Source organism: Streptomyces sp. NPDC003456 (assembly GCF_042878735.1).
Classification (GTDB): domain Bacteria; phylum Actinomycetota; class Actinomycetes; order Streptomycetales; family Streptomycetaceae; genus Streptomyces.
Window position 1 is genome coordinate 652,395 of the sequence record NZ_JBIAOK010000001.1, and the last position, 26,127, is coordinate 678,521.

The 26,127-nt window shown below is 73.4% G+C and carries 21 protein-coding genes and 2 pseudogenes; 12 read left to right on the top strand and 11 right to left on the bottom strand.

The window, feature by feature from the left end; genetic code table 11:
- Nucleotides 1-30: 30 nt before the first annotated feature.
- Nucleotides 31-1,083 carry an enoyl-CoA hydratase/isomerase family protein gene (locus ACFYWG_RS02450; protein WP_389198793.1) on the bottom strand — a complete coding sequence of 351 codons (1,053 nt, stop codon included), beginning with the start codon at nt 1,081-1,083 and terminating at the stop codon, nt 31-33.
- Nucleotides 1,084-1,410: 327 nt separating this feature from the next.
- Between ACFYWG_RS02450 and ACFYWG_RS02455 the strand changes: the two genes are divergently transcribed.
- Nucleotides 1,411-1,566 (top strand): hypothetical protein, encoded by a 156-nt coding sequence (locus ACFYWG_RS02455; RefSeq protein WP_383499618.1) that lies wholly within the window; start codon nt 1,411-1,413, stop codon nt 1,564-1,566.
- 76 nt (nt 1,567-1,642) lie between these two features.
- On the opposite strand, the gene ACFYWG_RS02460 is transcribed toward ACFYWG_RS02455, so the two are convergent.
- Together ACFYWG_RS02460 and ACFYWG_RS02465 are read right to left on the bottom strand one after the other, a co-directional pair.
- A complete protein-coding gene (locus ACFYWG_RS02460; RefSeq protein WP_389199440.1) occupies nt 1,643-2,338 on the bottom strand; it encodes an ANTAR domain-containing protein in 696 nt (231 codons plus the stop codon).
- A gap of 237 nt (nt 2,339-2,575) precedes the next feature.
- Nucleotides 2,576-3,607, bottom strand: coding sequence for a LacI family DNA-binding transcriptional regulator (locus ACFYWG_RS02465; protein WP_389198795.1), 1,032 nt, complete (start codon nt 3,605-3,607; stop codon nt 2,576-2,578).
- A 125-nt stretch (nt 3,608-3,732) separates the two neighbouring features.
- Here ACFYWG_RS02465 and ACFYWG_RS02470 point away from each other — a divergent pair, with 125 nt between their 5' ends.
- The 3 genes from ACFYWG_RS02470 to ACFYWG_RS02480 all read left to right on the top strand — a co-directional run bounded on the left by ACFYWG_RS02470 (nt 3,733) and on the right by ACFYWG_RS02480 (nt 7,139).
- Nucleotides 3,733-4,584: a phytanoyl-CoA dioxygenase family protein gene (locus ACFYWG_RS02470; RefSeq protein WP_383499612.1), complete on the top strand. Its 852-nt coding sequence runs from the start codon at nt 3,733-3,735 to the stop codon at nt 4,582-4,584.
- Nucleotides 4,577-5,998: a sugar porter family MFS transporter gene (locus ACFYWG_RS02475; RefSeq protein ID WP_383499610.1), complete on the top strand. Its 1,422-nt coding sequence runs from the start codon at nt 4,577-4,579 to the stop codon at nt 5,996-5,998. The genes ACFYWG_RS02470 and ACFYWG_RS02475 overlap by 8 nt, the downstream gene beginning before the upstream one ends.
- Before the next feature lie 241 nt (nt 5,999-6,239).
- Nucleotides 6,240-7,139, top strand: a complete 900-nt coding sequence (locus ACFYWG_RS02480; protein ID WP_383499607.1) for an NAD-dependent protein deacetylase — start codon at nt 6,240-6,242, stop codon at nt 7,137-7,139.
- Between the two features lie 67 nt (nt 7,140-7,206).
- Here ACFYWG_RS02480 and ACFYWG_RS02485 read toward each other — a convergent pair whose 3' ends face one another.
- Nucleotides 7,207-9,273 carry a glycosyltransferase gene (locus ACFYWG_RS02485; protein ID WP_389198799.1) on the bottom strand — a complete coding sequence of 689 codons (2,067 nt, stop codon included), beginning with the start codon at nt 9,271-9,273 and terminating at the stop codon, nt 7,207-7,209.
- Nucleotides 9,274-9,695: 422 nt separating this feature from the next.
- Nucleotides 9,696-10,130: pseudogene (locus tag ACFYWG_RS02490) on the bottom strand (ATP-binding protein); the annotation flags it as partial.
- Nucleotides 10,131-10,299: 169 nt separating this feature from the next.
- Here ACFYWG_RS02490 and ACFYWG_RS02495 point away from each other — a divergent pair.
- Nucleotides 10,300-10,665, top strand: coding sequence for an STAS domain-containing protein (locus ACFYWG_RS02495; protein ID WP_383499602.1), 366 nt, complete (start codon nt 10,300-10,302; stop codon nt 10,663-10,665).
- 773 nt (nt 10,666-11,438) lie between these two features.
- Nucleotides 11,439-12,626: a type III polyketide synthase gene (locus tag ACFYWG_RS02500; RefSeq protein ID WP_389198801.1), complete on the top strand. Its 1,188-nt coding sequence runs from the start codon at nt 11,439-11,441 to the stop codon at nt 12,624-12,626.
- Nucleotides 12,627-12,824: 198 nt separating this feature from the next.
- Here the strand turns inward: ACFYWG_RS02500 and ACFYWG_RS02505 are convergent, their stop codons facing one another.
- Together ACFYWG_RS02505 and ACFYWG_RS02510 are read right to left on the bottom strand one after the other, a co-directional pair.
- Nucleotides 12,825-15,005: a SpoIIE family protein phosphatase gene (locus ACFYWG_RS02505; protein WP_383499596.1), complete on the bottom strand. Its 2,181-nt coding sequence runs from the start codon at nt 15,003-15,005 to the stop codon at nt 12,825-12,827.
- Between the two features lie 271 nt (nt 15,006-15,276).
- On the bottom strand, nt 15,277-16,593 hold the full coding sequence (locus ACFYWG_RS02510; RefSeq protein WP_389198803.1) for a phytase: 1,317 nt from the start codon (nt 16,591-16,593) through the stop codon (nt 15,277-15,279).
- Between the two features lie 241 nt (nt 16,594-16,834).
- On the opposite strand from ACFYWG_RS02510, the gene ACFYWG_RS02515 reads away from it, so the two are divergent.
- Together ACFYWG_RS02515 and ACFYWG_RS02520 are read left to right on the top strand one after the other, a co-directional pair.
- Nucleotides 16,835-17,407, top strand: a complete 573-nt coding sequence (locus ACFYWG_RS02515) for a DUF6328 family protein (RefSeq protein WP_376327857.1) — start codon at nt 16,835-16,837, stop codon at nt 17,405-17,407.
- 358 nt (nt 17,408-17,765) lie between these two features.
- Nucleotides 17,766-18,389, top strand: a complete 624-nt coding sequence (locus tag ACFYWG_RS02520) for a serine hydrolase domain-containing protein (RefSeq protein WP_389198806.1) — start codon at nt 17,766-17,768, stop codon at nt 18,387-18,389.
- Between the two features lie 165 nt (nt 18,390-18,554).
- Here the strand turns inward: ACFYWG_RS02520 and ACFYWG_RS02525 are convergent, their stop codons facing one another.
- The 4 genes from ACFYWG_RS02525 to ACFYWG_RS02540 all read right to left on the bottom strand — a co-directional run bounded on the left by ACFYWG_RS02525 (nt 18,555) and on the right by ACFYWG_RS02540 (nt 22,035).
- Complete coding sequence (locus ACFYWG_RS02525; protein WP_376327861.1) at nt 18,555-18,725, bottom strand: hypothetical protein; 171 nt, start codon at nt 18,723-18,725, stop codon at nt 18,555-18,557.
- 198 nt (nt 18,726-18,923) lie between these two features.
- On the bottom strand, nt 18,924-20,018 hold the full coding sequence (locus tag ACFYWG_RS02530) for a barstar family protein (RefSeq protein ID WP_389199442.1): 1,095 nt from the start codon (nt 20,016-20,018) through the stop codon (nt 18,924-18,926).
- Between the two features lie 73 nt (nt 20,019-20,091).
- Nucleotides 20,092-20,469, bottom strand: coding sequence for a VOC family protein (locus ACFYWG_RS02535; RefSeq protein ID WP_389198808.1), 378 nt, complete (start codon nt 20,467-20,469; stop codon nt 20,092-20,094).
- A gap of 93 nt (nt 20,470-20,562) precedes the next feature.
- Nucleotides 20,563-22,035 (bottom strand): tannase/feruloyl esterase family alpha/beta hydrolase, encoded by a 1,473-nt coding sequence (locus ACFYWG_RS02540; RefSeq protein WP_389198810.1) that lies wholly within the window; start codon nt 22,033-22,035, stop codon nt 20,563-20,565.
- A 421-nt stretch (nt 22,036-22,456) separates the two neighbouring features.
- Between ACFYWG_RS02540 and ACFYWG_RS02545 the strand changes: the two genes are divergently transcribed.
- From ACFYWG_RS02545 to ACFYWG_RS02560, 4 genes and pseudogenes are all read left to right on the top strand, one after another.
- The gene (locus ACFYWG_RS02545; protein ID WP_389198812.1) at nt 22,457-23,956 is read left to right on the top strand and encodes a PHB depolymerase family esterase; all 1,500 of its coding nucleotides are present in this window, start codon (nt 22,457-22,459) and stop codon (nt 23,954-23,956) included.
- Nucleotides 23,957-24,054: 98 nt separating this feature from the next.
- A complete protein-coding gene (locus ACFYWG_RS02550) occupies nt 24,055-24,387 on the top strand; it encodes a hypothetical protein (RefSeq protein ID WP_389199477.1) in 333 nt (110 codons plus the stop codon).
- Nucleotides 24,297-24,809, top strand: a pseudogene (locus tag ACFYWG_RS02555) (PLP-dependent transferase); the annotation flags it as partial. The gene ACFYWG_RS02550 and the pseudogene ACFYWG_RS02555, both read left to right, overlap by 91 nt.
- Nucleotides 24,806-25,957, top strand: coding sequence for a homoserine O-acetyltransferase (locus tag ACFYWG_RS02560; RefSeq protein ID WP_389199444.1), 1,152 nt, complete (start codon nt 24,806-24,808; stop codon nt 25,955-25,957). The pseudogene ACFYWG_RS02555 and the gene ACFYWG_RS02560, both read left to right, overlap by 4 nt.
- Nucleotides 25,958-26,127: the final 170 nt, after the last annotated feature.

The window sequence follows — 26,127 nt, forward strand, 5'->3', positions numbered from 1 at the left end:
CAGGTTCACCTGCCACGGTCGCCCGACGGCCTACTCCTGGGCGAGCCCCAGTTCGCGCTCGCCCAGGGAGGCGAAGAAGCGCTCCACCTCGGCGTCGGTGACCTCGGCGAGGGTCTTCGGCGACCACCTCGGCCGGCGGTCCTTGTCGACGACCTGGGCGCGGATGCCCTCCACCAGGTCGGCGGTGGTCAGCGCGGCACAGGAGACGCGGTACTCCTGGTCCAGGACCTGTTCCAGCGTGCCGAGCCGGCGGGCCCGGCGCACGGAGGCCAGGGTGACCTTGAGGGCGGTCGGTGACTTGGACAGCAGGGTCTCGGCGGTCTCCTTCGCCGCCGGGTCGCCGTGCGCGAGCAGGCGACGGACGATCTCCTCGACGGAATCGGCGGAGTAGCAGGCGTCGATCCAGTCGCGCCGAGCCGCCAGCACTCCCCGCGGGGGTGTCCGCCGCACACCCGCGACGGCCTCGGCAGCCGGCCGCGCGGACAGGGAGTCGAGGAGTTCCGGCAGGGCGTCCGAAGGCACGTAGTGGTCGGCCAGCCCGCACAGCAAAGCGTCTTCGGCGCCGATCTGAGTGCCCGTCAGAGCGAGATGCGTGCCCAGTTGGCCCGGGGCGAGGGCGAGCAGGTGGGTGCCGCCGACGTCCGGCACGAAGCCGATGCCCGTCTCGGGCATGGCGACCCGGGACCGGTCGGTGACGATCCGGACGTCGCCGTGCGCCGAGACACCGACGCCGCCGCCCATGACGATGCCGTCCATCACGGCGACGTACGGCTTGGGGTAGCGGGAGATCCGGGCGTTCAGGCGGTACTCGTCGCGCCAGAACGCCGCTGAGGCGGAGCCGTCCCCGTCGCGGGCGTCGTCGTGGATGGCGCGGATGTCACCGCCCGCGCAGAGGCCGCGTTCGCCCGCGCCGGTGATGACGACGGTCTCCACGGCCGGGTCGCGCTCCCACTCCCTGAGGGCCCCGTCGATGCGGCGGACCATGGTGTGCGTGAGGGCGTTGAGCGCCCCGGGCCGGTTCAGCGTGATGTGGGCGGCGCGTCCGGTGGTGCGGAAGAGGACCGGTTCCTCCGCCGCGCTCATCGGACCGTCTCCCTCAGGCCGTGGACCACGATGACGCCCCTGTCTTCTCGTGCCTCGTGACGCGGTGGCGGGAGCCGCTCGCCCGCCGGCCGCAGGTGGCGAAGGGCTCCGCCACCGGACCCTACGGTGCCCGACGCCCGGCCGGCACGGTCCGGCGGGGTGGGGGAAGGGGCGGTTCGCCCAGGTCTCCGGCCCGCCGCAGGCCGCTCAGCGCCTGGCTGCGATGGCCCCGGCCTTCCGGTCGACCGGGAATCCCGATGGCAGTCGTCTCGCAGTCGTCGTTCCCCCGCGAAGGGGCACCCGGCCCGCGAGAGGGAAGGAGCCGACATGACGAGTCCCGACAACGATCTGTCCCACCCGCTGGAAGAAGTCACCGGGGAGAAGGACGTGCACCCCGAGGAAGAAGGGGCGTCGCAGCCCGACACCTCGGACGAAGGCGGCTCGGAGGGCACCGGCACCTCCGACGAGACCGAAACGCCCTGAGAGGTCTGCCGACGGGGCGGGACGCCGTGCGCGCGGTGTCCCGCCCCGGTGTGCCCGCCCTCCCGGGGGAACCCGGTCAGGGGCGGGGCCGCAGCGGCGGCTGGGGGGTCGGCGGGCGGCCGGCGATGTCGGTCAGCAGGCGGGTGCAGGCGTCGTGGAGCTTGAGGTTGGTCTGCTGGGACAGGCGGCGCAGCAGACCGAAGGCCTCCTCCTCGGTGCACTGCCGCTGCTGCATGACGATGCCGATGGCCTGGTCGATCACCCGGCGGGAGGCCAGTGCGCTCTGCAGGTCCCGGGTGAACTCCTCCGCGTCGGCCAGCCGCTGCGCCAGTGCGATCGCGCCGCCCGCCTGGGCCGCGGACAGTGCCAGTGCGTGCCGGTCCTCCTCGGCGAAGGCGTCGGGGTCCGCGGCGTAGAAGTTGAGCGCGCCCGCGGTGTGGCTGCGGACGGCGATCGGTACCGACAGCGCGGAGCGGACACCCAGGGACGCCGCGAAACGCGGATAGGCGGCCCAGCGGGACTCCTCCAGCATGTCGGGCACATGGACGACCTCTCCCTTGCGCAGGGCCTGCAAGCACGGGCCGTCGTCCTGGCCGTACTGCTTCTCGTCGAGTTTGTCCGCCACTCCCCCGGTGCTCACCACGGTCAGTGGGCGGCCTTCGCGCTGCACCGTCACCCCGCAGCCGTCCGCCGCCGAGGCACCGACCGCGTCGGCGACCAGGAGCTGCAGGAAGTCCCGCAGTGTGTCGGTCTCCAGCAGCCAGTCGATCATGTCGAGCGCGTGCCGATCGTGATCCGGCCGGTTCACTGCCCTCCACCTCCCACAGCATGAACCCGTGGCCTGTCCTTCGTTGTGCTGATACCCGCACGAGGGCGGATACGCGCACCCCGCCGCATCGGTCGCGGAAGGGCGGGCCCGGGGAGGGATCGTGGGCGGCGCGGGGCACGGCGCATCGCCCTGTCCGATCACCCCCCGGCGGGGCGGTAAGGGACCGCGGTCCTCAGCAGGTCAGAGCGCCGGCGCGGTCGCCGCAGGGTCCGTCGTGCCCCGCACGACCAGCCGGTGCGGGATGGTCAGGTCGGAGGCCGGCAGGTCGTTGCGCGGGCTGTAGATGCGGTCGGCGAGGCACTGCAGGGCCCGCTGGGCGATCTGCCGCTTGTCGGGCGAGACGGTGGTGAGGGACGGGTTGCTGAACCGGCCGTCCTCGATGTCGTCGAAGCCGACGATCGCCAGGTCCTGCGGTACGGACACACCGCGGGCATGGGCGGTGTGGAGGGCTCCGAGGGCCAGTTCGTCACTGAAGGCGAACACCGCGTCGGGGACGGTGTCGCCGTCGAGGAGGTGCGCCATGGCCCGGGCGCCGTCCGTGCGGTGCAGCGAGGCCACGGCCAGCTCCCACTCGGGGCGCGGGGTGATGCCCGCGCGGCGCAGGGCCCGGCGCCAGCCTTCGGCGCGCTGCTCGGCGGTGCCGTTCGCCAGGTGCGGTTGCAGACCGATGGCGGCGATGCGGCGGCGGCCCTGCGCCAGCAGGTGGGTGGTGGCCTCGTCGGCGGCGGCCACGTTGTCCACGGCCACGCGGTCGGCCAGGCCCTGCGGGCTGCGCTCGCCGAGCAGGACGACCGGCAGCGAGCGGGCGGTATCGGTCAGGTCGCGCGCACCCAGGGCCCAGGGGCTGATGATGAGCCCGTCCATCACGCGGCCGCCGTCACCGGTGAGCAGCCGCCGCTCGGCCTCGGCGTCGCCCTGCGTCTGGTCGATGATCACGGTCCAGGACCGGCGGCGCGCCTCGTCCACCAGGAGTCCGGCGAGTTCCGCGAAGTACGGCGAGTGCAGCTCCGGGATGGCCAGCCCGACGATGCCGGTACGGCCGGCGCGCAGGCTGCGGGCGGCGAGGTTGGGCCGGTAGCCCAGTTCGTCGATCGCCTCCTGCACTCGCTGCCGGGTCTCGGCCGACACCCGGGCGGACCCGTTGACCACGTTCGACACCGTGCGCGCGGAGACACCCGCGCGGGCGGCCACGTCTTTCAGGCTGCTCCTCACCCGCACATCGTGGCACGGGCCGCGTCCGGCGGGACAAGATCCCCCCAAGAAGGCACCGCCGGCTATTGCCACGTTGAAATCAACGATGCAACATGGCTCGGACAGTTCTGTGCAAGGAGGCACGCATGAGCCCGTACGCCTACCCCGGCATCGCGCCGGCCGGCCTCGACGTCGACGTGACGGCCGACGTGGAGGCCCTGTACTCGGACGGCATCACGGCGCGCAAGGGCGCGTTCACCAAGGAGTGGACCGACCGGCTGCGCGAGGACGTCGAGGCCGCTTTCGAGGAGGCGCGACAGCGGCCCGGCGGCGCGGTCGGACGCGGCCCGAACCGGTACTACGTGGAGATCCATCCCGAGCAGTTGCGCGGCTTCGTCGAGCTCGTCGACCACCCGTGGGTGCGCTCGGTCTGCACCGCCGTGCTCGGGCCCGGCTACCGCATCGTCGAGCTCGGCTTCGACGTACCGCTGGAAGGCGCGGTGAACCAGCCCTGGCACCGGGACTTCCCCATGCCCGAGGAGACCCGCGCCGAGCGGCGGCTGACGTCGCTGGCCTTCAACGTGACGGCCGTCGACACGGAGGAGGACATGGGCCCCTTCGAGATCGCGCCCGGCACCCAGTGGGACGACAGCCCGGAGTTCGGGCACGGCATGTTCCCGCCCCGCTCGCACTACGCGCGCTACGAGGAGCGGGCCGTGCGCAAGTACCCGCAGCGCGGGGACATCTCGGCGCGCACCGCGCTGACGATCCACCGCGGCACCAAGAACCACTCCGCGAAGTCCCGCCCCGTGCTGGTGCTGGGCGTCGACGGCCCCGAGGCCACCAACGGCGACCGGCACGACACCGCCGTCACACGGTCCTACTGGGAGAGCCTGCCCGAGCGGGTCCGGCGCCACCTGGACTGCCCGGTCGTCGACGTCCTGCGGCCGGTGACGCAGAAGCACACCATCGAGGGTCTGGTCATGGGCGATGCCTGAGCTGACCGCGGAGCCCCGGCGCGCCGACCCCGGCGCCGGCGCCCGGGCCCGGGTCCCGGCGGCGGTGTACGCGGTGTCCGGCGTGTCCGCCCTGGGCGGCCTGCTGTTCGGCTACGACACCGGCATCATCTCCGGGGCGCTGCTGCACCTGCGCGAGGATCTGCACCTCACGTCCCGCGAGCAGGAGATCGTCGTCAGCGTGATCCTCCTCGGCGCGATGGCCGGGGCCCTGCTGTCCGGTCGTCTGGCCGTACGGCACGGGCGCCGCAGGATCGTGGTCGCGGTCGCCGTGGTCTTCGCGGTGGGAGCGGCCGCGGCGGCGGTGGCCCCCGGGGTGGGCACGCTGATCGCCGCGCGCTTCGTGCTCGGACTGGCCGTGGGCGGCGCGTCCAACATGGTGCCCGTCTACATCGCCGAGGTCGCGCCCGCGCGGATCCGCGGCCGCCTCATGGTGCTGTTCCAGCTGATGGTCGCCACCGGCCAGCTCATCGCCTACCTGTGCGGCTGGGCGCTGTCCGGCGAGGGCGGCTGGCGCGTCATGTTCGCCCTGGCGGTCCTGCCGGCCGTGGCCCTGGGTGTCGGCATGCTGTTCCTGCCGGAGAGCCCGCGCTGGCTCATCGAGCGGGGCATGACGGACCGGGCCCGGCAGGTCCTGACCCGGCTGCGGCCGGCCGGGACGGACGTCGGCCGGGAGATCCGGGAGATCGCCGAGGTGGCCGCGCGGGTCCCCGCGGGCGGCTGGCGGGACCTGCGGCAGCGGTGGGTGCGGCCCGCCCTGCTGATCGCCGTCGGCATCGCCGCCTTCAGCCAGCTGACCGGCATCAACGCCGTCGTCTACTACGCGCCGACCATCCTCGTCGACGCGGGCTTCGGGGACTCGGTGGCGCTGCTCACGGGCGTCGGGATCGGCGTCATGCTGGTCGTGGCCGGCGTGGTGGGTGCCGTGGCCGTGGACCGGGTGGGGCGGCGGAGCACGATGCTCTGGTTCCTGCCCGGCTCGGCCCTGGCGATGGCCGTGATGGCTCTGGCGTTCCTGGGGGCGGGCGGTTCGGCGGCCCAGCGGTGGACGGTGATCGTCGCCCTGTTCGCCTACATCCTCTTCAACGGGGTGGGCATGCAGGCGGTGGTCTGGCTCATCGGCCCGGAGATCCTCCCGCTGAGCGTGCGCGGCCCGGCGACCAGCCTCGCCACGGTCACCGTGTGGGGCGTCGACCTGCTCATCGCCGTCACGGCGCTGACCGCCATCGAGACGATCGGCCGGTCCGGGACCTTCTTCGTCTACGCGCTGATGAACGTCGCCTGCATCGTGTTCGTGCTGGCGAAGGTGCCGGAGACCCGGGGCAGGTCGCTGGAGAGCATCGAACGGGCACTGCGGCGCGGCGGCACCTTCCGCAAGGCGCTCGACGGCTCGTGAGGTGACGGCGGGCGCGTGCCTGCTGCGCAGGCGAGCTCCTCGGGGCCGGGCGCGGGTGCGGGTGGGCGCGCCGAGCGGCGGCCGTCGCGCTCCGCGGCCGTACGGCGGTCCGGCCGGGCCACCGTGCCCGGCCGGGGCGGGCAGGGTGAGCGGGGCGAGGCGGGGACAGCCTTGGGGTCCCGCCCGTCCGGCCTCGTGGCGGGCCGGCGCATCACGGGCCGCCGTTCCGTACCCTGACGGCATGCGCATGCGCCCCACCCTGAGCTGGACCCCTGCCGGAGACCTGCCGCCGGGCACCTCCGACCCGAGGCCGGTCGCCGACGCGCTCGGCGCCGGCGGTGTCCTGGTGCTCAGCGGCGCGGGCATCTCGACGGAGTCGGGCATCCCGGACTACCGGGGCGAGGGCGGGAGCCTGAGCCGCCACACGCCGATGACCTACCAGGACTTCACCGCCGACGCCCGGGCCCGGCGCCGGTACTGGGCGCGCAGCCACCTCGGCTGGCGCACCTTCGGCCGGGCCCGCCCCAACGCGGGGCACCGGGCGGTGGCCGCCTTCGAGCGGCACGGGCTGCTCTCGGGTGTCATCACACAGAACGTGGACGGGCTGCACCAGGCCGCCGGCAGCGCGGACGTCGTGGAACTGCACGGCACCCTCGACCGGGTCGTGTGCCTGTCCTGCGGCGCGTTCAGCCCGCGCCGCGAACTCGCCCGGCGCCTGGAGGAGGCGAACCCGGGCTTCGAGCCGGTTGCGGCGGGCATCAACCCGGACGGCGACGCCGACCTGACGGACGATCAGGTCGGGGACTTCCGCGTGGTGCCCTGCGCGGTGTGCGGTGGCGTCCTCAAACCCGACGTGGTCTTCTTCGGCGAGTCCGTTCCGCCGCGGCGGGTCGAGCACTGCCGGGAACTGGTCCGGGGCGCCACCTCGTTGCTGGTCCTGGGCTCCTCGCTGACGGTGATGTCCGGGCTCCGCTTCGTCCGTCAGGCGGCTCAGGCCGGCACGCCGGTGCTGATCGTCAACCGGGACCGGACACGGGGTGACCAGCACGCCGTCACGAGGGTCGCCCTGCCGCTGGGCGCCACCCTGACGACGGTGGCGGACCGCCTGGGCATCGCCGTGGAGGACGAGCCGGCCGCCTGACGGGGCACCACCGGATCGCCGCACCCGGCCGAGCCCCGGGTTGCCGCACGCCTATACGGGCAGAGCCTCAGAGGTGCCCGCCGCGGCCTGCGCGACTCCGCGCCAGGCGGCGGCGCAGGGCCGTCGTCAGCCTGATCGGTGCGACGCGCAGGGTGAGGACGTCCCGTGGGGGCCGCGGAAGCGGCTTGGCGTAGTAGGGGCGGCCCAGTCGGGAGACGCGGAACCAGCGGGTGCCGGGGAGATGCCGGGTGTGCGGGACGGGGACCGGCGTGCCGCCCTGGTCTGTGCGAAGTGCCAGCGCCCAGCGGCCGGGCCGCAGTCCGGCGAACGGCATGCGGCCGGTGAAGTGATCGCCGTCCGGCCCGTACGTCAGCGCCACCTCCCGGACCCGCCCCGAGATCTCCTCGGCCCGCAGGGCGACCGGACGGGGGCGGCGGGCGGTTTCGCCGGTCAAGTGCCCGCTGACGACGAGGGTGCCGGGGGCGGAGACGTCCCAATCGGTCGCGGTCACGCGGCACGTGGGCTCGGCTGCCGTCCCGGTCTGCCGGATGTCCAGCGCCAGTTGGCCCTCGGGACCGAACAGGAGCCGCGCGGTGGCGGGTTCGGTGCGGGAGCCGGAGGCCAGTTCGCGGGCCGGCGGTGTGCGGCGTGGGCCGTCGGCGTCCGTCCGGAGCCGCCGGAGCCTGACGGTGCGGCTGACTCCCTGTGCGCGCAGATCGAGGTGGACGTTCCATGTGCCGATGCCGAGCGGGGCGTTCGAGGCCGCGGTGGCCAGGTCCACGTCGACGGTGAAGCGGGTCGCTGCGCCGTCCCCCTCGGACGTGGCGGCCGGCGTCCCGGGTCGTTCCGCGCCGGGCGGGGCGGCGGCGAGGGTGACCGGCACATGGACGTCCGGGTGCCGGAAGCCACTCGGGCGCAGGACCAGCCGGCAGCCGGGCTGGAGCGGGCCGAGGTCGTCGATGCGGGCGTGGCCCGACAGGCGGAGCACGTCGCCCTCGCCGGTCCAGGCCGCCTCGGTCAGGTCGTGGTGGACCGGGATCCGGTCCGTTGCGTCGAAGCAGGCGTCCGGGACCGCCTTCGCCGGATCGCGGAAGAAGGGATGGGCCCAATAGACGCGGCCCTTGTCGACGACGTGGCCGCGCGCCGCGTCCCGCCGGGCGTGGCGCGCCACCGTCATGAGGTCGTCGTAGCGGTCGGCGCGCAGGAGGTGGACGACCAACCGGTCCGGCGGGGCGAGCAGTGGGAAGACGCCGTCGGTCGCGTGGTCGAGCGCCCACTGCCGGAACTGCGGGTAATACTGCCCCCTGGCCCGCTGTTCGTCCTCCCGCGGCAGCAAGGCCCGCACGGGCCCGCACAGTTCCCACTCCACGTGGCGGCGCATGAGCCGGTCCCGGCGCGGCCCGGGTGCGAGGTGGCGGGCGACCGTCTCGAAGCACAGCCGAGTACCGTCCATGCGGTGCACGAGGTCGGCGGCCGTCAGGGTGAGGTTGTTGCCGTTCTGCCGGTTGCGCGAGTAGTAGCAGTCGTAGTCGGCGACGACGGAGATGCCGTCGGCGTTGAGGTAGGCCGCGGCCGTGAAGGGCTTGTCCTCGCAGTTGCGGTACGGCGGGAACCGCAGGCCGAGTCGCTCGATCAGCGACCGCCGGAACAGCTTCCAGCACCCCAGCGTGCGGTACGCGTGGGAGGAAAAGACGTCGGTGCGCGGCTGGTTGTGGGAGAAGACGGCCGTCGGCACGGCTCGCCCGCCGACCGACACCATCTTTCCGAGCACCACGTCCGTCCCGTTCTCGTCGGCCATGGCGACCATCCGGCGCAGGGCGTCGGGGCCCAGGTAGTCGTCGGAGTCGAGGAAGAAGACGTAGTCGCCGACGGCCAGGTCGAGACCGGTGTTGCGCGGGCCTCCGGCTCCTCCGCTGTTGGGCTGGTGGACCACGCGCACGCGGGAGGAGGCACGGGCGAGGCGGTCCAGTTCCTCCCCGGTGCCGTCGGTCGAGCCGTCGTCGACCGCGATGATCTCGATCTCGTCCGGGCGGAGGGTCTGTTCCACGGCGGACCTGACGCACTGGGTGATCTCCGGCATGGCGTTGTAGGCCGGGATGATCACGCTCACGCGGGGCGGGGTCGTGCGGGACATGGCGGGCTCCCGGGCCGTGGGGTGCTGCGGAGGACGGGACGGGCCGTCCCGTGCTCGACGGGGCCGGACGACGGCCGGCCTTCCACGCGAGCTTCCGCCGTCGGCCGCCGCTTCCGCCGTGCCGGGGGTGTCTTCCTGGGCTGTCGGAGTGCGCGAACCACCCGTTCGGCCGCGTGTCGACGCCGTGCGCGTCGGAGGTCGGGCCGGGGAAAGGGAAGGGGCTGGAGCTCGGTGCGCCGGGCGGGCTACGACTGGCCGAACCCGGAGCCCGTCGAGGCGTCCTGGGGGATGGCCTCGGAGCTCGCCGCAAGGTCCTGGGTGAGGGCCTCGGAGCCCCTGGAGACGTCGTGGGTGAGGGCCTCGGAGCCCGTGGAGGCGTTCTGGACGGTGGAGGCGACGGCCGGCTTGCCCGGCAGGTGGTGCAGGGGGATGCGGGCGGTGATGCGCTTGCCGACCGCCTCGCGTTCGACGGTCAGGCTCTCGGTGACCGCCTTCACGATCTCGAGACCGTGCTGCCCGATCCGGCCGGGGTCGGCGGCGCGGGCCGCGGGAAGCGCGGAGTCGCTGTCCCACACGACGACCTCCACGGTGCGCTCGGTCAGGCGCAGTTCCACGAAGACGGGGCCGGGGGCGTACTTGCGGGCGTTGGTGACGAGTTCGCTGACCACGAGCTGGATGAGGTCCCGGACCGGGTCCGGGACCGGCACGTCGTGGTCGTGGACAGCCCGGTCGAGGAAGGCGACAGCATGGTGGCGGGCGTCGGCGATGCAGCTGTCGTCCCCGCCCAAGGCAAAGCCGACCTGCGCCACGTGCTCGTCCGGCGCCCCGCCGCCGTCACCCTCGCCACGACATTCCACTGGCCTCGCCCTCACTCCCCGTTTACGTGCCCGCCAGTACCCCCACTGACGCCATACATACCTCACAGGTGATGTTCGATACAGCCGCGGGGTGCATCCGGGACGAGCGGTGGGGCAGAATCATCCTCGTTCCGAACCTAGGGCGAGCCCTGAACGCATCGAGGAGATCGTGGCCCACATCCAACCCGCGGACCGGCCGGACCGGCTCTGCGCCGAACACCATCTGGTCGAGGGCGTCCGTGTCGTGACCCTTCGGGGCGAGATCGACCACGACGTCCAGGACGTGCTCAGCCGGGCGCTGCTGGGTGGACACGCGTCCGAGCCGCCCCGGATAGTCGCCGATCTCAGTGGTGTGACCTTCATGGACTCCAGCGGCATCAACGTCTTCGTCGCCGCCCACCAGCAGGTCAGCGGAGCGGACGGATGGGTCCGTATCGCGGGGGCCCAGGATTCCGTGCTGCGCGTTCTGCAGCTGGTCGGCGTGGACACGGTCATCCCCTGCCACCCCACCACCGAGCAGGCCCTGATCGCCTGATCACGTGATCGCGCCCGCCGGCCGGGCCCACAGGGGGGCCCGGCGGGGCGCGCACGCATGTCGCGGGCGCGTACGGAGAACCGCACACCGCCCGCACGCCCCTTTGCCGGCCCGCCACGGCCTGGCGCCCGCGCCGGTATGAGCCTCGACACAATTTCGCCCTCGCCGGTCCGCCGCAGACGCGGGATTCTGCTGCCCGGCCTCCTCCTCATCGGTGAGCCGAGCGCTGTCCATTTCGTCGGGCGGGGTCTGCCGCGTCCGGCGGGCTCTGCCGATGGCCGCGCCGATGCGCGCCGGCTCCGCAAGACGGACAGCGGTGTGCTGCCCCACCGGAGCCGCGTGCCGGGCGAAATCCGGTAGCCGGCCGACGCGTTCGACGCGGTGCACGGACGACGCGGTCCCAGGTGGCCGAGCACCCCGCCCGTGGCTCCGCGGAACTCCAGCCGCGCACGGCGACCGACGAACCTCGTGAGGCTTCCAAGTCCTCCGCCCCGGCCACCCGTTGCGGCACCGGCCACCTGAGACCGAGTCATACGCCGGTCGATCTGTGTGCCGTATCACGCCACTCATGCTGGCCTAAGTTGTCTGCATCACAGCGGAAATGTCCTTTTGGCGTCCATGCTCGAAACAGGTACCGAATCTCCCGAAGTGGAGCCCCTCGGCACCCTTTTGGGCGCTGGGCCGCGGAAGTGACCCCTGACACACCCCTCGTGGCGGTCGCACCCGGCGTCAGTGCCCGACCCTCCCACCCCGCTCCCCGGAAGGCTCCCGACATGGCCGCGTACCTCTGCCCCCCTGCCGTCATACACGGCGAGCACACCGTGAAGACCAGCGAGATCGTGGCGGAGGTGCGCGACAGGCATCCCGATGCCGCCTGGGCGCCCCGGATCGACTCCATCGCCGCCAGCACGGGCATCGAGTCGCGCGGCTGGATGCTGCCGCTGGAGACCGCCGTCGCACCCGGCCAGGGAAGCGCACTGGACACCGTGAGCGTCGCGTCGGCCCAAAAGGCCCTGGCCGCCGAGGGGTTCGCGCAGCAGGACGTGGACCGCGCGATCGCCGCCCTGGAGTCCCTGCCCGTCTCCCAGACGATCGAGGAGCGCACCGCACCGGCCTGGGAGGCCGTGCAGGCGTACGGGGAGCGTGCGGCTCGCGGGGCCCTGCAGTCGGCCGGGCTGGACGTGTCCGACGTCGACTGCCTGATCACCAGCCACTCCACCACCCCGGCGCTGCCCGGTCTGGACATGGCCCTGGCCAACAGGCTGTCGCTGCGTCCGGACGCGTTGCTGCTGCCCGCCACGCAGTGGGCCTGCATCGCCGGAACCCGTTCCCTGGCACTGGCGGCGGACCTCGTGGCCGCGGACCCCGACCGCGTCGTCCTCGTCGTCATCTCCGAGGCCCTCAGCACGACCTACCAGCCCGCGGACGACACCCTGGAGTCCCTCATCGTCCGGCTGCTGTTCGCCGACACCGCGGTGGCGGCGGTCGTCACGGGGCGGCAGCGGCCCCAGTCGGTGCTGCGGCTGGACGCCTCCTGGCACCACACGCTGCCCGGCACCCAGGACCTGCACCGGCTCAGGACGCGGGCGGACGGCACCCACTTCGTGATGGACCGGCGCGGGCCGCGTGCCGTGCAGGAGACCGTCACCGCCATGTGGGACTGGCTGCGCTCCCGCTACCAGGACGACCCCGAGGCCTGGCACCCCGACGTCCTGCTCGCGCACCCCGGGGGCACCCGTGTGCTGGAGTACATGGAGCAGACGATGCCCGACTCGTGGCCGTCCGGGCTGCTCGACTACAGCAGGGAGAGCTACACCACCGGCAACCGCGGCGGCGCCGCCGTGTTCGACATCCTGCGGCGGGCGCACGACGCGGGGCAGCAGAAGCCCGGCAACCGCGCCGTCCTGTACGCGGCGGCACCGGGCCTGACGGCCACCGCTCTGGAAGGCGAGTGGCTGTAGGGCGCCGTCGCGCCGCCGCTCCCGGCTGGTGGGGGTGCCGGCAGCACCACCGGGTCGGCAGCGGATCGCCGGTCACGGCCGGGTCCTTCGCCGGTCACGGCCGGGTCCTTCGCCGGTCACGGCCGGGCCCTTCGCCCGGCGGGCGGCTCCTCGGCGGCCGCGATGCTGCACGCCGGTGTCCGCTTCCACATGAGCTGCTCAGCCGCGTGGCCGCGCGACCTCCGCCCACACCACCTTGCCGTCGTCGGTCCACCGCACTCCCCACCGGGTGGTGAGGCGGTGCACGATGCCGAGGCCGCGGCCGCCGTCGTCGAGCACGTCGCTCCTGCGCAGGCGGGGCCGGCCGTTCCCGGTGTCGCCCACCTCGCACAGCAGGCCGTGCCCCGTCCTGATCAGCCGTACGGTGACGGGGCCCGTCGCGAAACGCACCGCGTTCGTGACCAGCTCGCTGACCAGCAGCAGCACGGCCCAGCGGGTGTGGTCCCTGGTCTGCCAGCGCCTGAGCAGCGCGTCGACGTGCACGCGGGCGCGGTGCGGGGCGTCGTCGCGGGCCGGCAGCCGCCAGGTCGCCGTGTCGCCCTTGCGGTAGCCGATCATGCGCGCGAGCAGCAGGGTCACGTCGTCGCGCTGGGGGGCGGGCGCGACCGTGGACGCGACGTGCCGTGCGGCCTGATCCAGTGTGTCCCAGGGATGCACCGCGGCCACGGCCTCCGTCAGCCTCCCGATGCCGTCGTCGATCGACAGCGCCGGGTCCTCCACCAGACCGTCGGTGTACAGCGCGAGCAGGGAGCCCGGGGGCGCGTGGAAGGTGTGGACGTCGAACGGCTCGCGCAGCGCGAACTCGGCCCCGAGGCCGGGGTGGGGCCGGATCCCCAGCGGTTCCGCCCGCCCGGCCGGGGAGACCAGGATCGGCGGCAGGTGGCCCGCGCTGGACATGGTGACCTGGTGGCTGACCGGGTCGTAGAGGGCGATGCAGCAGGTCGATCCCAGGGCGCTGTAGCCGGCCGTCAGCCCGGACTCCGCGTCGTCCAGCAGGGACACGGTCTCGTCCAGGTGCTCCAGCACCTGGTCGGCCGCGAGGCCCGCGGAGAGCAGCGCCCGGGCCTCCATGCTCAGCTGGCCCATGGTCGCCGCGGCCCCCAGGCCGTGCCCGACGACATCCCCCACCACGAGCGCCGTACGGCCGTCCGGCAGGGGGAAGCTGTTCACCCAGTCGCCGCCGACGCCCGCGCTGTCGGGAGTGGCGGGCTGGTAGACGCTGGCGATCTCGACGGTGTCGCCGCCGGTCCGCGGCAGCAGCCGGCGCTGCAGCGCCAGGACCTGTGTGTGCTCGCGCTGGTGCTGACGGGCCAGGTCGACGTGGTGGGCCGTCCGCGCCACCAGTTCCTGCAGGTCGAACAGTTCGCCGTCGCGGAACGGGTGGTCGGCCCGCCGCCAGACCTCCGCCACGCCGAGGACGGCGGGCGGTGTGCCGTCCAGGACCAGCGGGATGCACGCCACACCCGCCGACCGGTCGCTGGGCACCAGGGCGCGGATGACCCGCGGGTTGCCGAAGACCCGCTCGAGGGCCTCCCGATCGGGTATCACGACGGTCTGCGGGTCGTCGTCGCGCATCACCGCCTGCGCCAGCAGGCGTCCGGCCTCACCGGGCAGGTCGTTGCCGGGGGTGACGTAGCCCGCGGGCCACGCCCGGTCCGGCACGAGGGCCGCGCGCCGCAGCCGGATGCGTCCCCGCGGCGTGCCGGTGACTCCCTCGCCCGTCCACACGGCGAAGTCGAGGTCGACGGCGGCCACGTCTCCCCAGGCCAGCAGGGACTGGGCCAGTGACTGCGCGGTCTCGCCGATGTCGAGCGAGGTGCCGATGGCGGTCTCGGCCGCGTAGAGGTGCAGCCTCCGGGCCATGGCGATCACGGAGACCGTCAGGCCCTCCTCGGGCGGGGCGGCGGGCAGGATGCTGATGGAGACGACCAGCTCCGACCCGTCGGTGCGGCGCAGGCGCTGGATCCGGGCCACGTGCGCCTCGCCGGTCTCCACCACCTGCCGCAGGCGGCGGGTGACCGTGGGTACGTCGCCGGGCGGCAGCAGGTCGACGAACGGCTTGCCGGGCGCGGCGTCCAGTCCCGCGAACACGGGAGCGTCCAGCTTGCCGCGGGTGATGATCAGGTCCGTGTCCAGGTTGAGAGCGCCGAGGATCTGCTCCTGACGGCTGTTCGCCGCGGTGTCGGCCGTCCGCTGCCCCGTGGGGGCGCGCTCGTCCCGCGCCTCGGCCGAACCGGTGGCCGCTTCCTCTTCGCCGCGCGGGATGTAACGTCCCAGCGCGCGGCTGACCAGGTGGAACGCCGAGGAGGACGGGGACGAGGGCGAGGGTGTGGAGTCCATGCGGCTCTTTCCGTATGCGGACCCGTGCGATCGGGGCCCCGAGCTCCCTGGTCGCACACCTCATTCAATAACACCGAGGGCCGCCGCGCCCACACCAGCGCAGCACCGACGAACACGCACAGTGAGGGTGAGGTGCGCCCGCCGGGCGGGGTACCGCATGCGGCGGGCAGGGGCTCGCATCGGCGGGCGGGTGCCGCATCCGGCGGGCGGGTGCCCCATCCGGCGGGCGGGGCCGCGAGGCACCCGTGTGCCGGGCGCCCCGCGTCCGGGCTCACAGGTCGGCGGCCTCCTTCACCTCGCCCAGGTCGAGGAACTTGAATCCGGTCGCGTCACGCGTACCGCCCTCGCCGTCGGCCGCCTCGGGGGTCTCGTCACCGTCCTGGACGACCAGCAGGCCGTTCGGGTAGCGACTGCCCAGCGGGGCGTCGAGGACCGCGGCGCCGTCGCACTCCTGCGCCCCGTCGAGTGTCGCCGTGGCCGCCGTGACGCGGAAGCCGCCCTCGTACTCGTTGTCCTCGCTCACCTCGCGGTCGTACAGCGCGAAGGTGTCGTCGCCCTGGCTGGAGGCGAGCAGGTAACCGTCGCCGCCGGGCTCCTGCAGCAGGGTCAGTCCCTCCACGTCCGCGGACAGCCGCTCGCCGCCGTAGCCGGGGTCGGTGCCCACCGTGCACTCCTCGGTCGCCTCGTCGTACACGCCGGGGACGCCGTACTCGCGGACCTTGTCCACCAGGACCGGCTTGCCCGTGAGGTCGGCGCGGAGCCGCCAGATGCCGACGTCCTCCTGGCCGGCGTAGAGCGTGCCGGTCGCGGGGTCCACCACCATGCCCTCGACCTGCGGGAGCTCACCGGGCTCCGCGCACGGCGACCAGGTCGCGCCGTTCGGGAGGCGGAAGGACGAGGGCAGGTCGAGGGTGCGGACCTTGCGGTAGGTGACGGTGCCGCTGGGGGTCGGGCGCAGCTCGACCAGGGCCAGGCGGGTCCGCTCCCGCTGGCTGACCAGGGCGTAGCTGCGGCCGGTGGACCTGTCCTGCCAGGTGGCGAGGCCGTACGCGGTGCGCTGCTCGTTGATCTCGGTCTGGTCCGCGGAGAAGACCGGGGCGGCGGCCGGGTCGGTGATGTCGGTCAGCGGCCCGCCGGGGGCCGCCGGGTCGATGCGGTGGATCCGCAGCCGGTCGGTGCCGCGGTCGCTGACCACGGCGACGTCGGCCGGGCCGTCGGAGAGGCGCAGTCCCGTGACGAGGTCGACGTTGTTGTACCGGCCCGGCGCGTCCTCCGCGGCCGGCGGGCGGGGCGCGGGCAGTGACTGCACCAGGCGGGCGCCCAGGTCGTACACGCGCAGGCCGCCCTCCTTGGCAGTGGCGATGACGAGGCTGCGGCCGGGCTGGGCGGCGTTGCGCCAGATCGCCGGATCGTCCGCGTCGGAGTTCCCGCCGGCTTCGTCGTCGTAGAGGGCGGGGGTCTCGCTGACCGGGCTGACCGCGGGCAGCCCCTGGTGGAGCGCCACGGCTTGCGTGGGGCCCAGCAGGGCGAGCACAGCGGTGCCCAGTACGAGAGAGGCGGTTCTGAACGGACTGCGATACGTCGCCACGGGCACTTCCTTGGTCGGGGTCGAGGACCTGCCGATGGTGCGGGTGGAACGTTGCGCGCAGAAGACTGTGGCTTGTACGCGCGGGCACGGGAAAGACGCCGACCGGCCAACTGCCGTTGACGGCGCGGCACCTGGGGCGCCGGGTGCGCGAGGGGGACGGACGCCTCCGGCAGGGTGCCACCGCCCGGGCATGGAAGGCGCCGACCCAGGGCAGACGGTCCCTCTGACAGGGGAGGATGCCGTGACCATGACCGAAAAGCACGTGGAACCGGAAGGCAGGAGCGACGCCGACGGTGCGCGCAACGACGAGTCGGAGAGGAGACCGGCCGGCGAGGGACCCGAGTCACCGCACGAGCGGGTCAACCGGCGCTGGAACGAGATACTGCAGGAGACGCGCGTGTCCCAGACGGGCGTGCAGATCCTCTTCGGCTTCCTGCTCAGCGTGGCTTTCACCCCCCTGTTCAGGGAGTTGGAGACGCTGGACCGCGGCATCTACGTCACGACCGTGGTGCTGGGCGCGGCGGCCACCGGGACGCTCATCGCCCCCGTCTCCATCCACCGCTTCCTGTCCGGCCAGCGCATGAAGGACGAGCTGGTGGAGACCGCCGGCCGTCTGATGATGTGCGGGATGGTCCTGCTCGCGCTGACCATCGGCTGCACGCTGCTGCTGATCCTCCGCTTCGTGGTGCCCGGCATGCTGGCCGAGACGCTGGTCGTGGGCGTCATGGTGTGGTTCGGCTTCTGCTGGTACGCGCTGCCGCTGTACCTGCGGCGCCGTGCCGACCGGCGGGCCCGCGAGGCCGACGGCTCCTGAGGCGGCGGGCCATGGCCCGGTGGTGACAGGCACACCTTCCTGCCGGCGCTCAGCCCTACTGATCTTCCCGTCCGGTCCCGGAACCGTCGTGGTGGGCGAACCGGACGGGGAGGAACGTGGGTGCAGAGGAAGATCGCGTCAACGCTGCGCAGCGGACTGCTGGTTGTGGCGGCGGCCGGCCTGGCGGGCACGGCGGTGGCCCACACGGCGGTGGCGGGCTCGCCGCCGGCCTCGCCGCTGCAGCGGAGCATCGACTCGCTGGTGAGCGAGGACGAGTACCCGGCCGTGACGGCGTGGGTGCGCACAGACGGCCGCATCAGGTCCCTGGGGCGCCGGGTCCGCCCGGCTGGGCCAGCAGGTGCCGGTCCCCCGCGACGGCTACGTGCGCGCGGGCAGCAACACGAAGACGTTCACCGCCGTCGTGGTCCTCCAACTGGTCGCCGAGGGCAAGGTCCGCCTGGACGAGCCCGTCGAGACGTACCTGCCCGGGGTGGTGCGCGGTGAGGGCATCGACGGCAGGGACATCACCGTCCGCCGGCTCCTGCAGCACACCAGCGGTCTGCCCAACTGCACCGATCACCTGGACCTGGAGGACTTCGGCGACGTCCAGCACAGGTTCTTCCACCCGCACGAGCTGCCCCCGGTCGCGCAAGGTGATCGACGTGACCGAGATGGACCCGTCCTGGGGCGGAGCCGTCGGCCAGCTGATCTCCACCCCGAGCGACCTGGGCACGTTCGCCCGCGTCCTGATCGACGGCAGGCTCCTCCCGGCCGCGCAGCTCGCCGAGATGCGCAGCTGAGCCGCGGCGGCGTCTACTGGGGCCACGGCGGTGACATCGACGGGTACGAGACCCGCGGCGGTGCCACGGACGACGGGCGCTCCGTCGGGCTGGCGGTGACCGCGCTGGCGGGGACGTTTGGCGACGCCGAGGAGGGTGCCCGGGCCGTCATGGAGTCGGTCGACACGGCGTTCCGCGAGTGACCGGTCGCCCGATCGCCGGCGGTGTCGGTGCCGGAGGGGGAACACGAAGGACGCCTGCCGGTCGCCGTGTCGAACCGTTCCGGACGCTGGGGAACATCTTGTGCCGTGCGTCGCGGAGCAGTTCGGGCGAACCGGCAGGCGTCCTCGGTCCTGCCGTGAACGCGGTCAGCGTCTGCGGGCCGACCAGCCGCCGCCCACGCCGGCCACGTGCAGGGCCAGACACATCAGACCGAGCAGCATCACGTTCGTCGAAGAGAACACGTCGTTGGTACCGATCTCCGCCGCGTTGATCAGGAACGAGATGAAGAACAGCACCGCTGCGACTATGCCAAGCATGGAACGAGCTCCTCTCGAAGGGGTGAAGCCCGTATGCCCGGCCAACGCCCGGACATTCACGAGCGGTTCACCGCGGAATCACGCGTGCTGTTCCGGGCAGGGACCGGTTGGCGCCGCGGACCGGTCGGCGCCGGGGTGCGCGCACCGTCCGGGTGACGGCTCGAGCTCGCTCGGACCGGCTCCGCCTGGTCCGGCGCCTCACTTGAGGAGGACCCGCACACCTCGCTCGCCCAAGACGTCCAGCACGTCGGCGAACAGGTCGTAGGGCTTGCCCTGCGGTGTCAGACGACGCGACAGGTGCTCACGCGCCACGGTGGTGTCTTTCCAGTGCAGCGTGGCGGGTGAGGTGTGGCCGAAACCCCCGCGCAGGCAGTCGTCCAGGGCGTCGAGGCACGCACCGAAGTATCCGCCCGGTCCGTTGACCGCCTCGCCGAGCGCCAGGTAGAGGCCCGGTTCATCAGTGATGTGCCTGCCGTCCAGCCGGTACGCCTGCCCCGGAGGCCGCTCGCCGTGCTCGCGCCGGCAGCCCCGGTCGCGGACGAGGTCGAGCCAGGCGTCACGCTCCCGGATGCCCAGGCCGGCCCACGCGCCGGCAGTGTCGGGCGGACCGGCCAGCCAGCGCTCCCACAGGGGCCGGGCGAAGGACGGCACCGGCATGAACTCGCCGTCGAGTGCGAGGTCGACGAGGTGGCGCCCGTGCGGGGAGACGCTCCAGCCGCGGATGCGGGGGTGCAGCAGCCGATCGCCGAGCAGGTTCCCCTGGTCGTCTCTTATCTCCAGTTCGGCTTCTTTCAGGTCCAGGGTGCGCCGGGTGCCGGTCTCCCATGCGCGCCTCAGCCGATCGCTCGGTGCGAGACCGCGCAGGACGAGCGAGGGCGCCGGAATATCGCCCGGCAGAACACGGGTGAACTCCCGGCACGAGCCCAGCCGGCGCCGCTGGTCGTGCACCTGCACAGGACTTCGGTATCCCTCGGGCGGACCTTCGTGGTCGTCCAGCGCGGTGAGGACGAGGCCGTCCGTCCCTGGGTGCCGCCCCAGGCTCTCGACGTCCTCCAGCAGCCAGGGTCCATGCGCCGCGTCGTCCGGCACGAGCCACACGCGGGTGCCGACCCACCCCACCGTTTCGGTCCCGCCCGGCACCCAGCCGAACAGTTCGTAGCTGCTGCGCGGAGGGTCGGCGAACAGCCCTTCGGCCTCGGCACAGACACCCCAGACATGAGCGTTCGCTGTGTCCGTCAACGCGTAACGCGCCTGCCCGCCGTGGTGTTCGGTGTCCTCCAGCATCGCCACCATCATGCCCGGCCGGCAGGCGCCCCGCGCGGAACTTTCCCCGCTGCACGCCAGGCCCCCGGAGGGCGCCCCGCCCTCAGTGCCGCACCAGGCAGAACGGGTGCCCCGCCGGGTCGGCGTAGATCCGCCAACTACGCGTCCCTGAGCCGCCGTCCAGCAGGACCGCCCCGAGGGCCAGCACCTGCTCCTCGGCGTGGTTCAGGTCGGTGACGCCGAAGTCCAGGTGGAACTGCTGGGGACGGGACGGGTCGGGCCACTTCGGGGGTCGGTGGTCGGCGACACCCTGGAACGCGAGGGCGAGGCCGGACGGCGTGTGCAGCGTCGCCCAGTCGTCTCCGAGCGACCACCGGCGGTCCTGCCGGTTCACAGTGCCGCCGAGCAGCGACCGGTAGAACCGGGCGAGCTCCATCGGCTCCGGACAGTCCAGCACCACGCACTGCAGCTCCGCGATCACGAACGGATCGTATGCGGGCCGGGGATGCGGCGTGGTGCCGGGCTGCCGCGATCAGCGCGTGGCCCTCCCTGCATGGCGTCGACCCACAGCCGCTCAGCCCAGCGAGCAGGTGTTGGCGAGGTTCGTGGGTGTTCGGTCGGTCGGGAGGGGGATCGTGTGGGACGCGGGGGGTTGTTCCGCTGAGGTGAGCCAGGCTTCCAGTGTCGTCATGGCCGTGTGGTGGCACGGGGTGATCGGGCGCAGGCGGTCCGGGTGGGCGTCGGCAAGGGCGTCGGCGTGAGTGCCGCCCTCGACGCGGTAGTAGCGGTGCAGGTGGCTTCGGCCCGACGCGCGGACCATGCGGGCGTAGACGTCGGAGTCCCGGCTGATCGGCAGCAGGACGTCCAGTGTGCCGTGCAGGGTGATGAGCGGCTTGCCGATGCGCCCGGTCAGCCCGATCCTCTTCACGGCCTTCCTCACCTCGGCGGGCCGGGCCGCGTAGTCGTAGTCGGCGTCGCAGGCGGGCGTTCCGGTCGTGCAGTAGGGCGTGCCGGCTTCGGTCGGGCCGTCGTAGCCGGGGTCCAGTTCCTCGCGGTAGAGGCGCTGCGTCAGGTCCCAGTAGACGGTGTGGTGGTACTGCCAGAGGAACTCCGACCCGGCCGGGAAGCCGGCGCGGTGCAGGGCTGCGCGTGCCTCGTCCGCTCCTTCACCGCCGGTCGCGTACACCGGGTAGTTGCGCAGGGTCGCGGGCAGGAAGTCCAGCAGCGTGGGGCCGTCGGGGCGCCACAGGGTGCCCTCCCAGTCGACTCCCCCGTCGTAGAGCTCGGGGTGGTTCTCCAGCTGCCAGCGCACGAGGTACCCGCCGTTGGAGAGGCCGGTGACCAGGGTCCGTGACGGCGGCCGGCCGTAGCTGCGGGCGACGGTCGCCCGGGCGGCCCGGGTGAGTTGGGTGAGCCGGCGGTTCCACTCGACGATCGCGTCGCCCGGCTTCCTGCCGTCCCGGTGGAAGGCCAGACCGGTGTTGCCCTTGTCGGTGGCGGCATAGGCGTAGCCGCGGGAGAGGACGTGGTCCGCGATGGCGCGGTCGTTGGCGTACTGTTCGCGGTTCCCGGGAGTGCCCGCGACCACCAGGCCGCCGTTCCAGCGATCCGGCAGGCGGAGGACGAACTGGGCGTCGTGGTTCCAGCCGTGGTTGGTGTTGGTGGTGGAGGTGTCGGGGAAGTAGCCGTCGATCTGCACGCCGGGCACTCCCTTCGGAACCACGAGGTCCTTGGGCGTCAGCCCCGCCCAGTCGGCCGGGTCGGTGTGTCCCGAGGCGACCGTGCCGGCCGTCGTCAACTCGTCCAGGCAGGCGGCCCGTTGCCGCTCCGCGCCCGGTACCCGCGCCTTCGGCAGCTGTGCGCAGTGACCGCTGCCCGGGGCCTGTGAGGCCGCCGCCGCACCGGGTCCGGCGGCCGCGGAGCCGGCGGGGACGAGGAGGGCCGCCAGGGCGAGAGCTGCCGGAACGCCTAGCCGCCAGGCGTCCGCACGAGGGCGGGCGGGAGGACGGAGTCGGGGGTGCGGACGGGGGCGGACGGAGAGATGCATGGGTGACGCCTCCACGATCACGTGCAGCGCCTGCGGCGCGTGCCTCGCTTACCAGGACCGCCGGGAGGCTATGCCGTCCGTGTGCCGGCTACATATGGGGTGGTGGACCACCTTCCGCCGCCCGGCCATGGTCTCGAGCCCCATCTCCTCCGCGGCCAGGCGTCGGCGCAGCCCCGGGCAAGCCGCTCCGCTTACACCCCCCGTCCATGCGCAGCCATATAGCGCCGTCACACATGTTCGCGCCGACCATGGCCGCCGGGCCCATGTCGGCAGTGGCGGGCGCACCCGGACGATGCAGCCGTGCGGTGGCCGATCGCACTCCCGCACCGGCCACGCGGGCGCTCCCCAGCAGCCCTCCCCTTCCGAGCTCCACTCCCCCAGTGGTCCCGGTCCCCCACTACCCCACCAGGAGGCCCTCGTCATGGGACAACCGCCGCCTCGCTCCGCTTCCCTCTCCCCCGTCACCACACGCCGCCACCGCCTCGGCGCCCGCTTCCGCCGCTGCGTCGCCGCCGCTGCCGGAGCTCTGGCGCTGACCGTCGGCCTGATCACCGTGAGTCCCGCGGCCTCCGCCGCCGGCCTGACGCAGGTCACCGGTTTCGGCACCAACCCCGGCAATCTGTCCATGTACGCCTACGCCCCGGACGCGCTGCCGGCCGGCGCCCCCCTCGTCCTGGCCCTGCACGGCTGCACGCAGAGTGCGGGCGACTACTACACCCACTCCGGCTGGCCGAAGTTCGCCGACGCCTACGGCTTCGCCCTGGTGCTGCCGCAGACGAGCAGCGCCAACAACGCCAACTCCTGCTTCAACTGGTTCGAGCCGGGCGACAGCGCTCGGGGCCAGGGAGAGGCGCTGTCGATCAGGCAGATGGTCGACAAGGCCGTCGCCCTGTACGGCAGCGACCCCCGGCGGGTGTACATCACCGGCTTGTCGGCGGGCGGTGGCATGACGGCGAACATGCTCGCCGCCTACCCGGACGTCTTCGCCGGTGGCGCCGTCGACTCCGGGCTGCCCGCACGCTGCGCGACCAGCGTGTCGGCGGCGTACACCTGCATGTACAGCCCGCCGGACAAGACCCCTGCCCAGTGGGGCGACCTGGTCCGCTCCGCCGCCCCGTCCGGCACCGCCTCCTGGCCGCGCGTGGCCATCTGGCAGGGCACCGCCGACACCACCGTCCGGCCCGCCAACGCCGGCGAGCTGCGCGACCAGTGGACCGACGTGTGGGGCATCGGGCAGACCCCCTCCCGCACGGAGAGCCTCGGTGCGGGTACGACGCTGAGCGTCTACGACGACCCCTCGGGCCGTCCCGCCGTCCAGGTCTACTCGGTGTCCGGCATGGCACACGGTCTGGCGGTCGACCCCGGCAGCGGTCCCGAACAGTGCGGGAGCACGGGCACGTACTACCTCGACACGATCTGCTCCAGCTACCACACCGCCCGCTTCTGGGGGCTCGGCGGCGGCCAGGGCACCGGTTCCCTGCCCGCGCCGACGGGGCTGTCCGTCACCGCAACCACCGACAGCACGGTGTCGCTGAGCTGGACCGCGGTGCCCGGCGCGGCGTCGTACGTCGTACGCCGGGGCGGCACGAAGGTCGGCACCGCCACGGCGGCCTCGTACACCGACACCGGTCTGGCCACGGGCACGGCGTACAGCTACAGCGTGGCGGCCGTGGACACCTCGGGCGCCGAGGGGCGCGTCTCCCCGAGCGTCACGGCGACGACGTCCGGGTTCACGCCGACGTGCCACACGGCCAGCAACTACGACCACACGGTCGCCGGACGCGCCTATCAGAGCGGCGGACAGACCTACGCCAAGGGTTCGGGCCAGGCCATGGGCCTGTGGAACACGTTCACCACGCACACCCTCAAGCAGACGGCACCCGACCACTACGTCCTGGCCGACTCGGGCTGCTCGCCGTGACCCCGCGCGCCGCCTCGCCCCTTGGGGGAGGGGCGGCGCCCCACACCCAGCCCGGTGTGGATCGTCTCGCCCGTGGTGCCGGATGCCATAGTGCGGACATGAGTGCTCCGGTTTCCGCGGGTACAGCACAGGCCTGGGCGGTCCTGGACGGCGACGCCTCGCTGCTCGCCCGCGTGTCCTACAGCGGTCCCTCCGGCGGGCTTCCGGCACGGCTGCCCGTGCGGGAGCTGGCCCGGGCGAGCGTCGCGGTGTGCTCGCTCGCCGCCGCGGAGCTCGCCTCCGTCCGGGGGCGGCGACCCGTGGCCCGGGTGCGGGTCGACGACGAGGCGGTCGCCGCGGCGTTCCTCAGCGCGTGCAGCTGCTGCGCGACCTCGGCCCCGCGCTCTCCCCGCACTCCGCCTTCCTGCTGCTGCAGGGCGTGGAGACGCTGAGCCTGCGCATCGAGCGCCATTCGGCCAACGCCCAGGCCCTGGCGGAGTGGCTGGAGCAGCGGGACGAGGTCGCGGCCGTGCACTACCCGGGCCTGCCGTCCAACCGCTGGTACGAGGCCGGGCAGCGCTATCTGCCGCGCGGTGCCGGGGCGGTGCTGTCCTTCGAGCTGCGGGACGGCGTCGAGGCGGGCAAGCGGTTCGTGGACGCGGTGGAACTCTTCAGTCACCTCGCGAACATCGGTGACGTGCGCAGTCTGATCATCCATCCCGCGTCGACGACTCACAGCCAGCTCGACGAGGGACAGTTGGCGGCCACCGGTGCTTCACCCGGCCTGGTGCGCCTGTCGGTCGGCATCGAGAACCTGGCCGACCTGAAGGCGGATCTGGAGGCGGGCTTCCGCGCGGCGAAGGCCGCGTCCTGAGCACCGTACTGACACCGTCCGCGGTCCCTCTCCCGCCGGCCTCCGGTGCCTGGCGGGAGGGGGACCCGCCCGGGCGCCGGCAGTGGCACCGGCACGGCGGACCGCTCCCGCTGGAGGCCGGTGGTGAACTGCCGGACGTGCGGCTCGCGTTCGAGACCTGGGGGCGGCTCGCGCCGGACCGGTCCAACGCGGTGCTCGTGCTGCACGCGCTGACCGGCGACAGCCACGTCACCGGCCCGGCCGGGCCCGGGCATCCCACCGCCGGCTGGTGGGAGGGGCTGGTCGGCCCCGGGCGCGCGCTGGACACCGATCGCTGGTTCGTCGTGGCGCCGAACGTCCTCGGGGGCTGTCAGGGAAGTACCGGGCCGTCGTCCGTGTCGCCGGAGGGGCGCCCCTGGGGCAGCGCCTTCCCGTTCCTCACCCAGCGGGACCAGGTGGCGGCCGAGGCCGGTCTCGCGGACGCGCTGGGCATCGACCGCTGGGCGCTCGTGCTCGGCGGGTCGATGGGCGGGATGCGCGCGCTGGAGTGGGCGGTGTCGTACCCGGAGCGGACCGGGTCGCTGCTGCTGCTCGCCACCGCGGCGGCCGCGAGCGCGGAGCAGATCGCCTGGGCGAACATCCAGCTCCACGCCATCCGCAGCGACCCGCACTGGCGCGGCGGCGACTACCACGACGCTGCGGACGGGCTGGGTCCGCACGCCGGGCTGGGGCTCGCCCGCCGTCTCGCCCATGTCACCTACCGCAGCGAACCGGAGCTCCGGGCCCGTTTCGGCCGGGCGCCGCAGGGCGGGGAGGATCCTTGGCGCGGTGGCCGCTACCAGGTGGAGTCCTATCTCGACCACCACGCGGACAAGCTCGTGCGCCGCTTCGACGCGGGCAGCTACGTCACCTTGGCGCACGCCATGAACAGCCACGACGTCGGCCGCGGCCGGGGTGGTGTGCGGGCCGCCCTGAGCCGGGTCACCGCACCCGCCCTGGTCGCCGGGGTCGACTCCGACCGGCTCTACCCGCTGTCCCAGCAGGCGGAGTTGGCCGCCGGGCTGCCCGGTGCGGACGCCCTGCGGGTCGTCGAATCGCCGTACGGGCACGACGGGTTCCTCATCGAGGTGGAGCAGGTCGCTGCGCTGGTGACGGAGTTGCTGGGCTGACCTACGCCCGGGCTGGTGCAGGGGCGAGCCCGGCACCGGACGTCGCCCCACCCGGGAGCGCGGCGGCCCCGGCAGCGGACATAGCCCTACCCGGAGCACGGCGGCCCCGGCGCCGGAGGTCGACTCGTCCGTGCGCAGGGCGGCTTCGGTTCCGGAGGCCGCCCCACCCG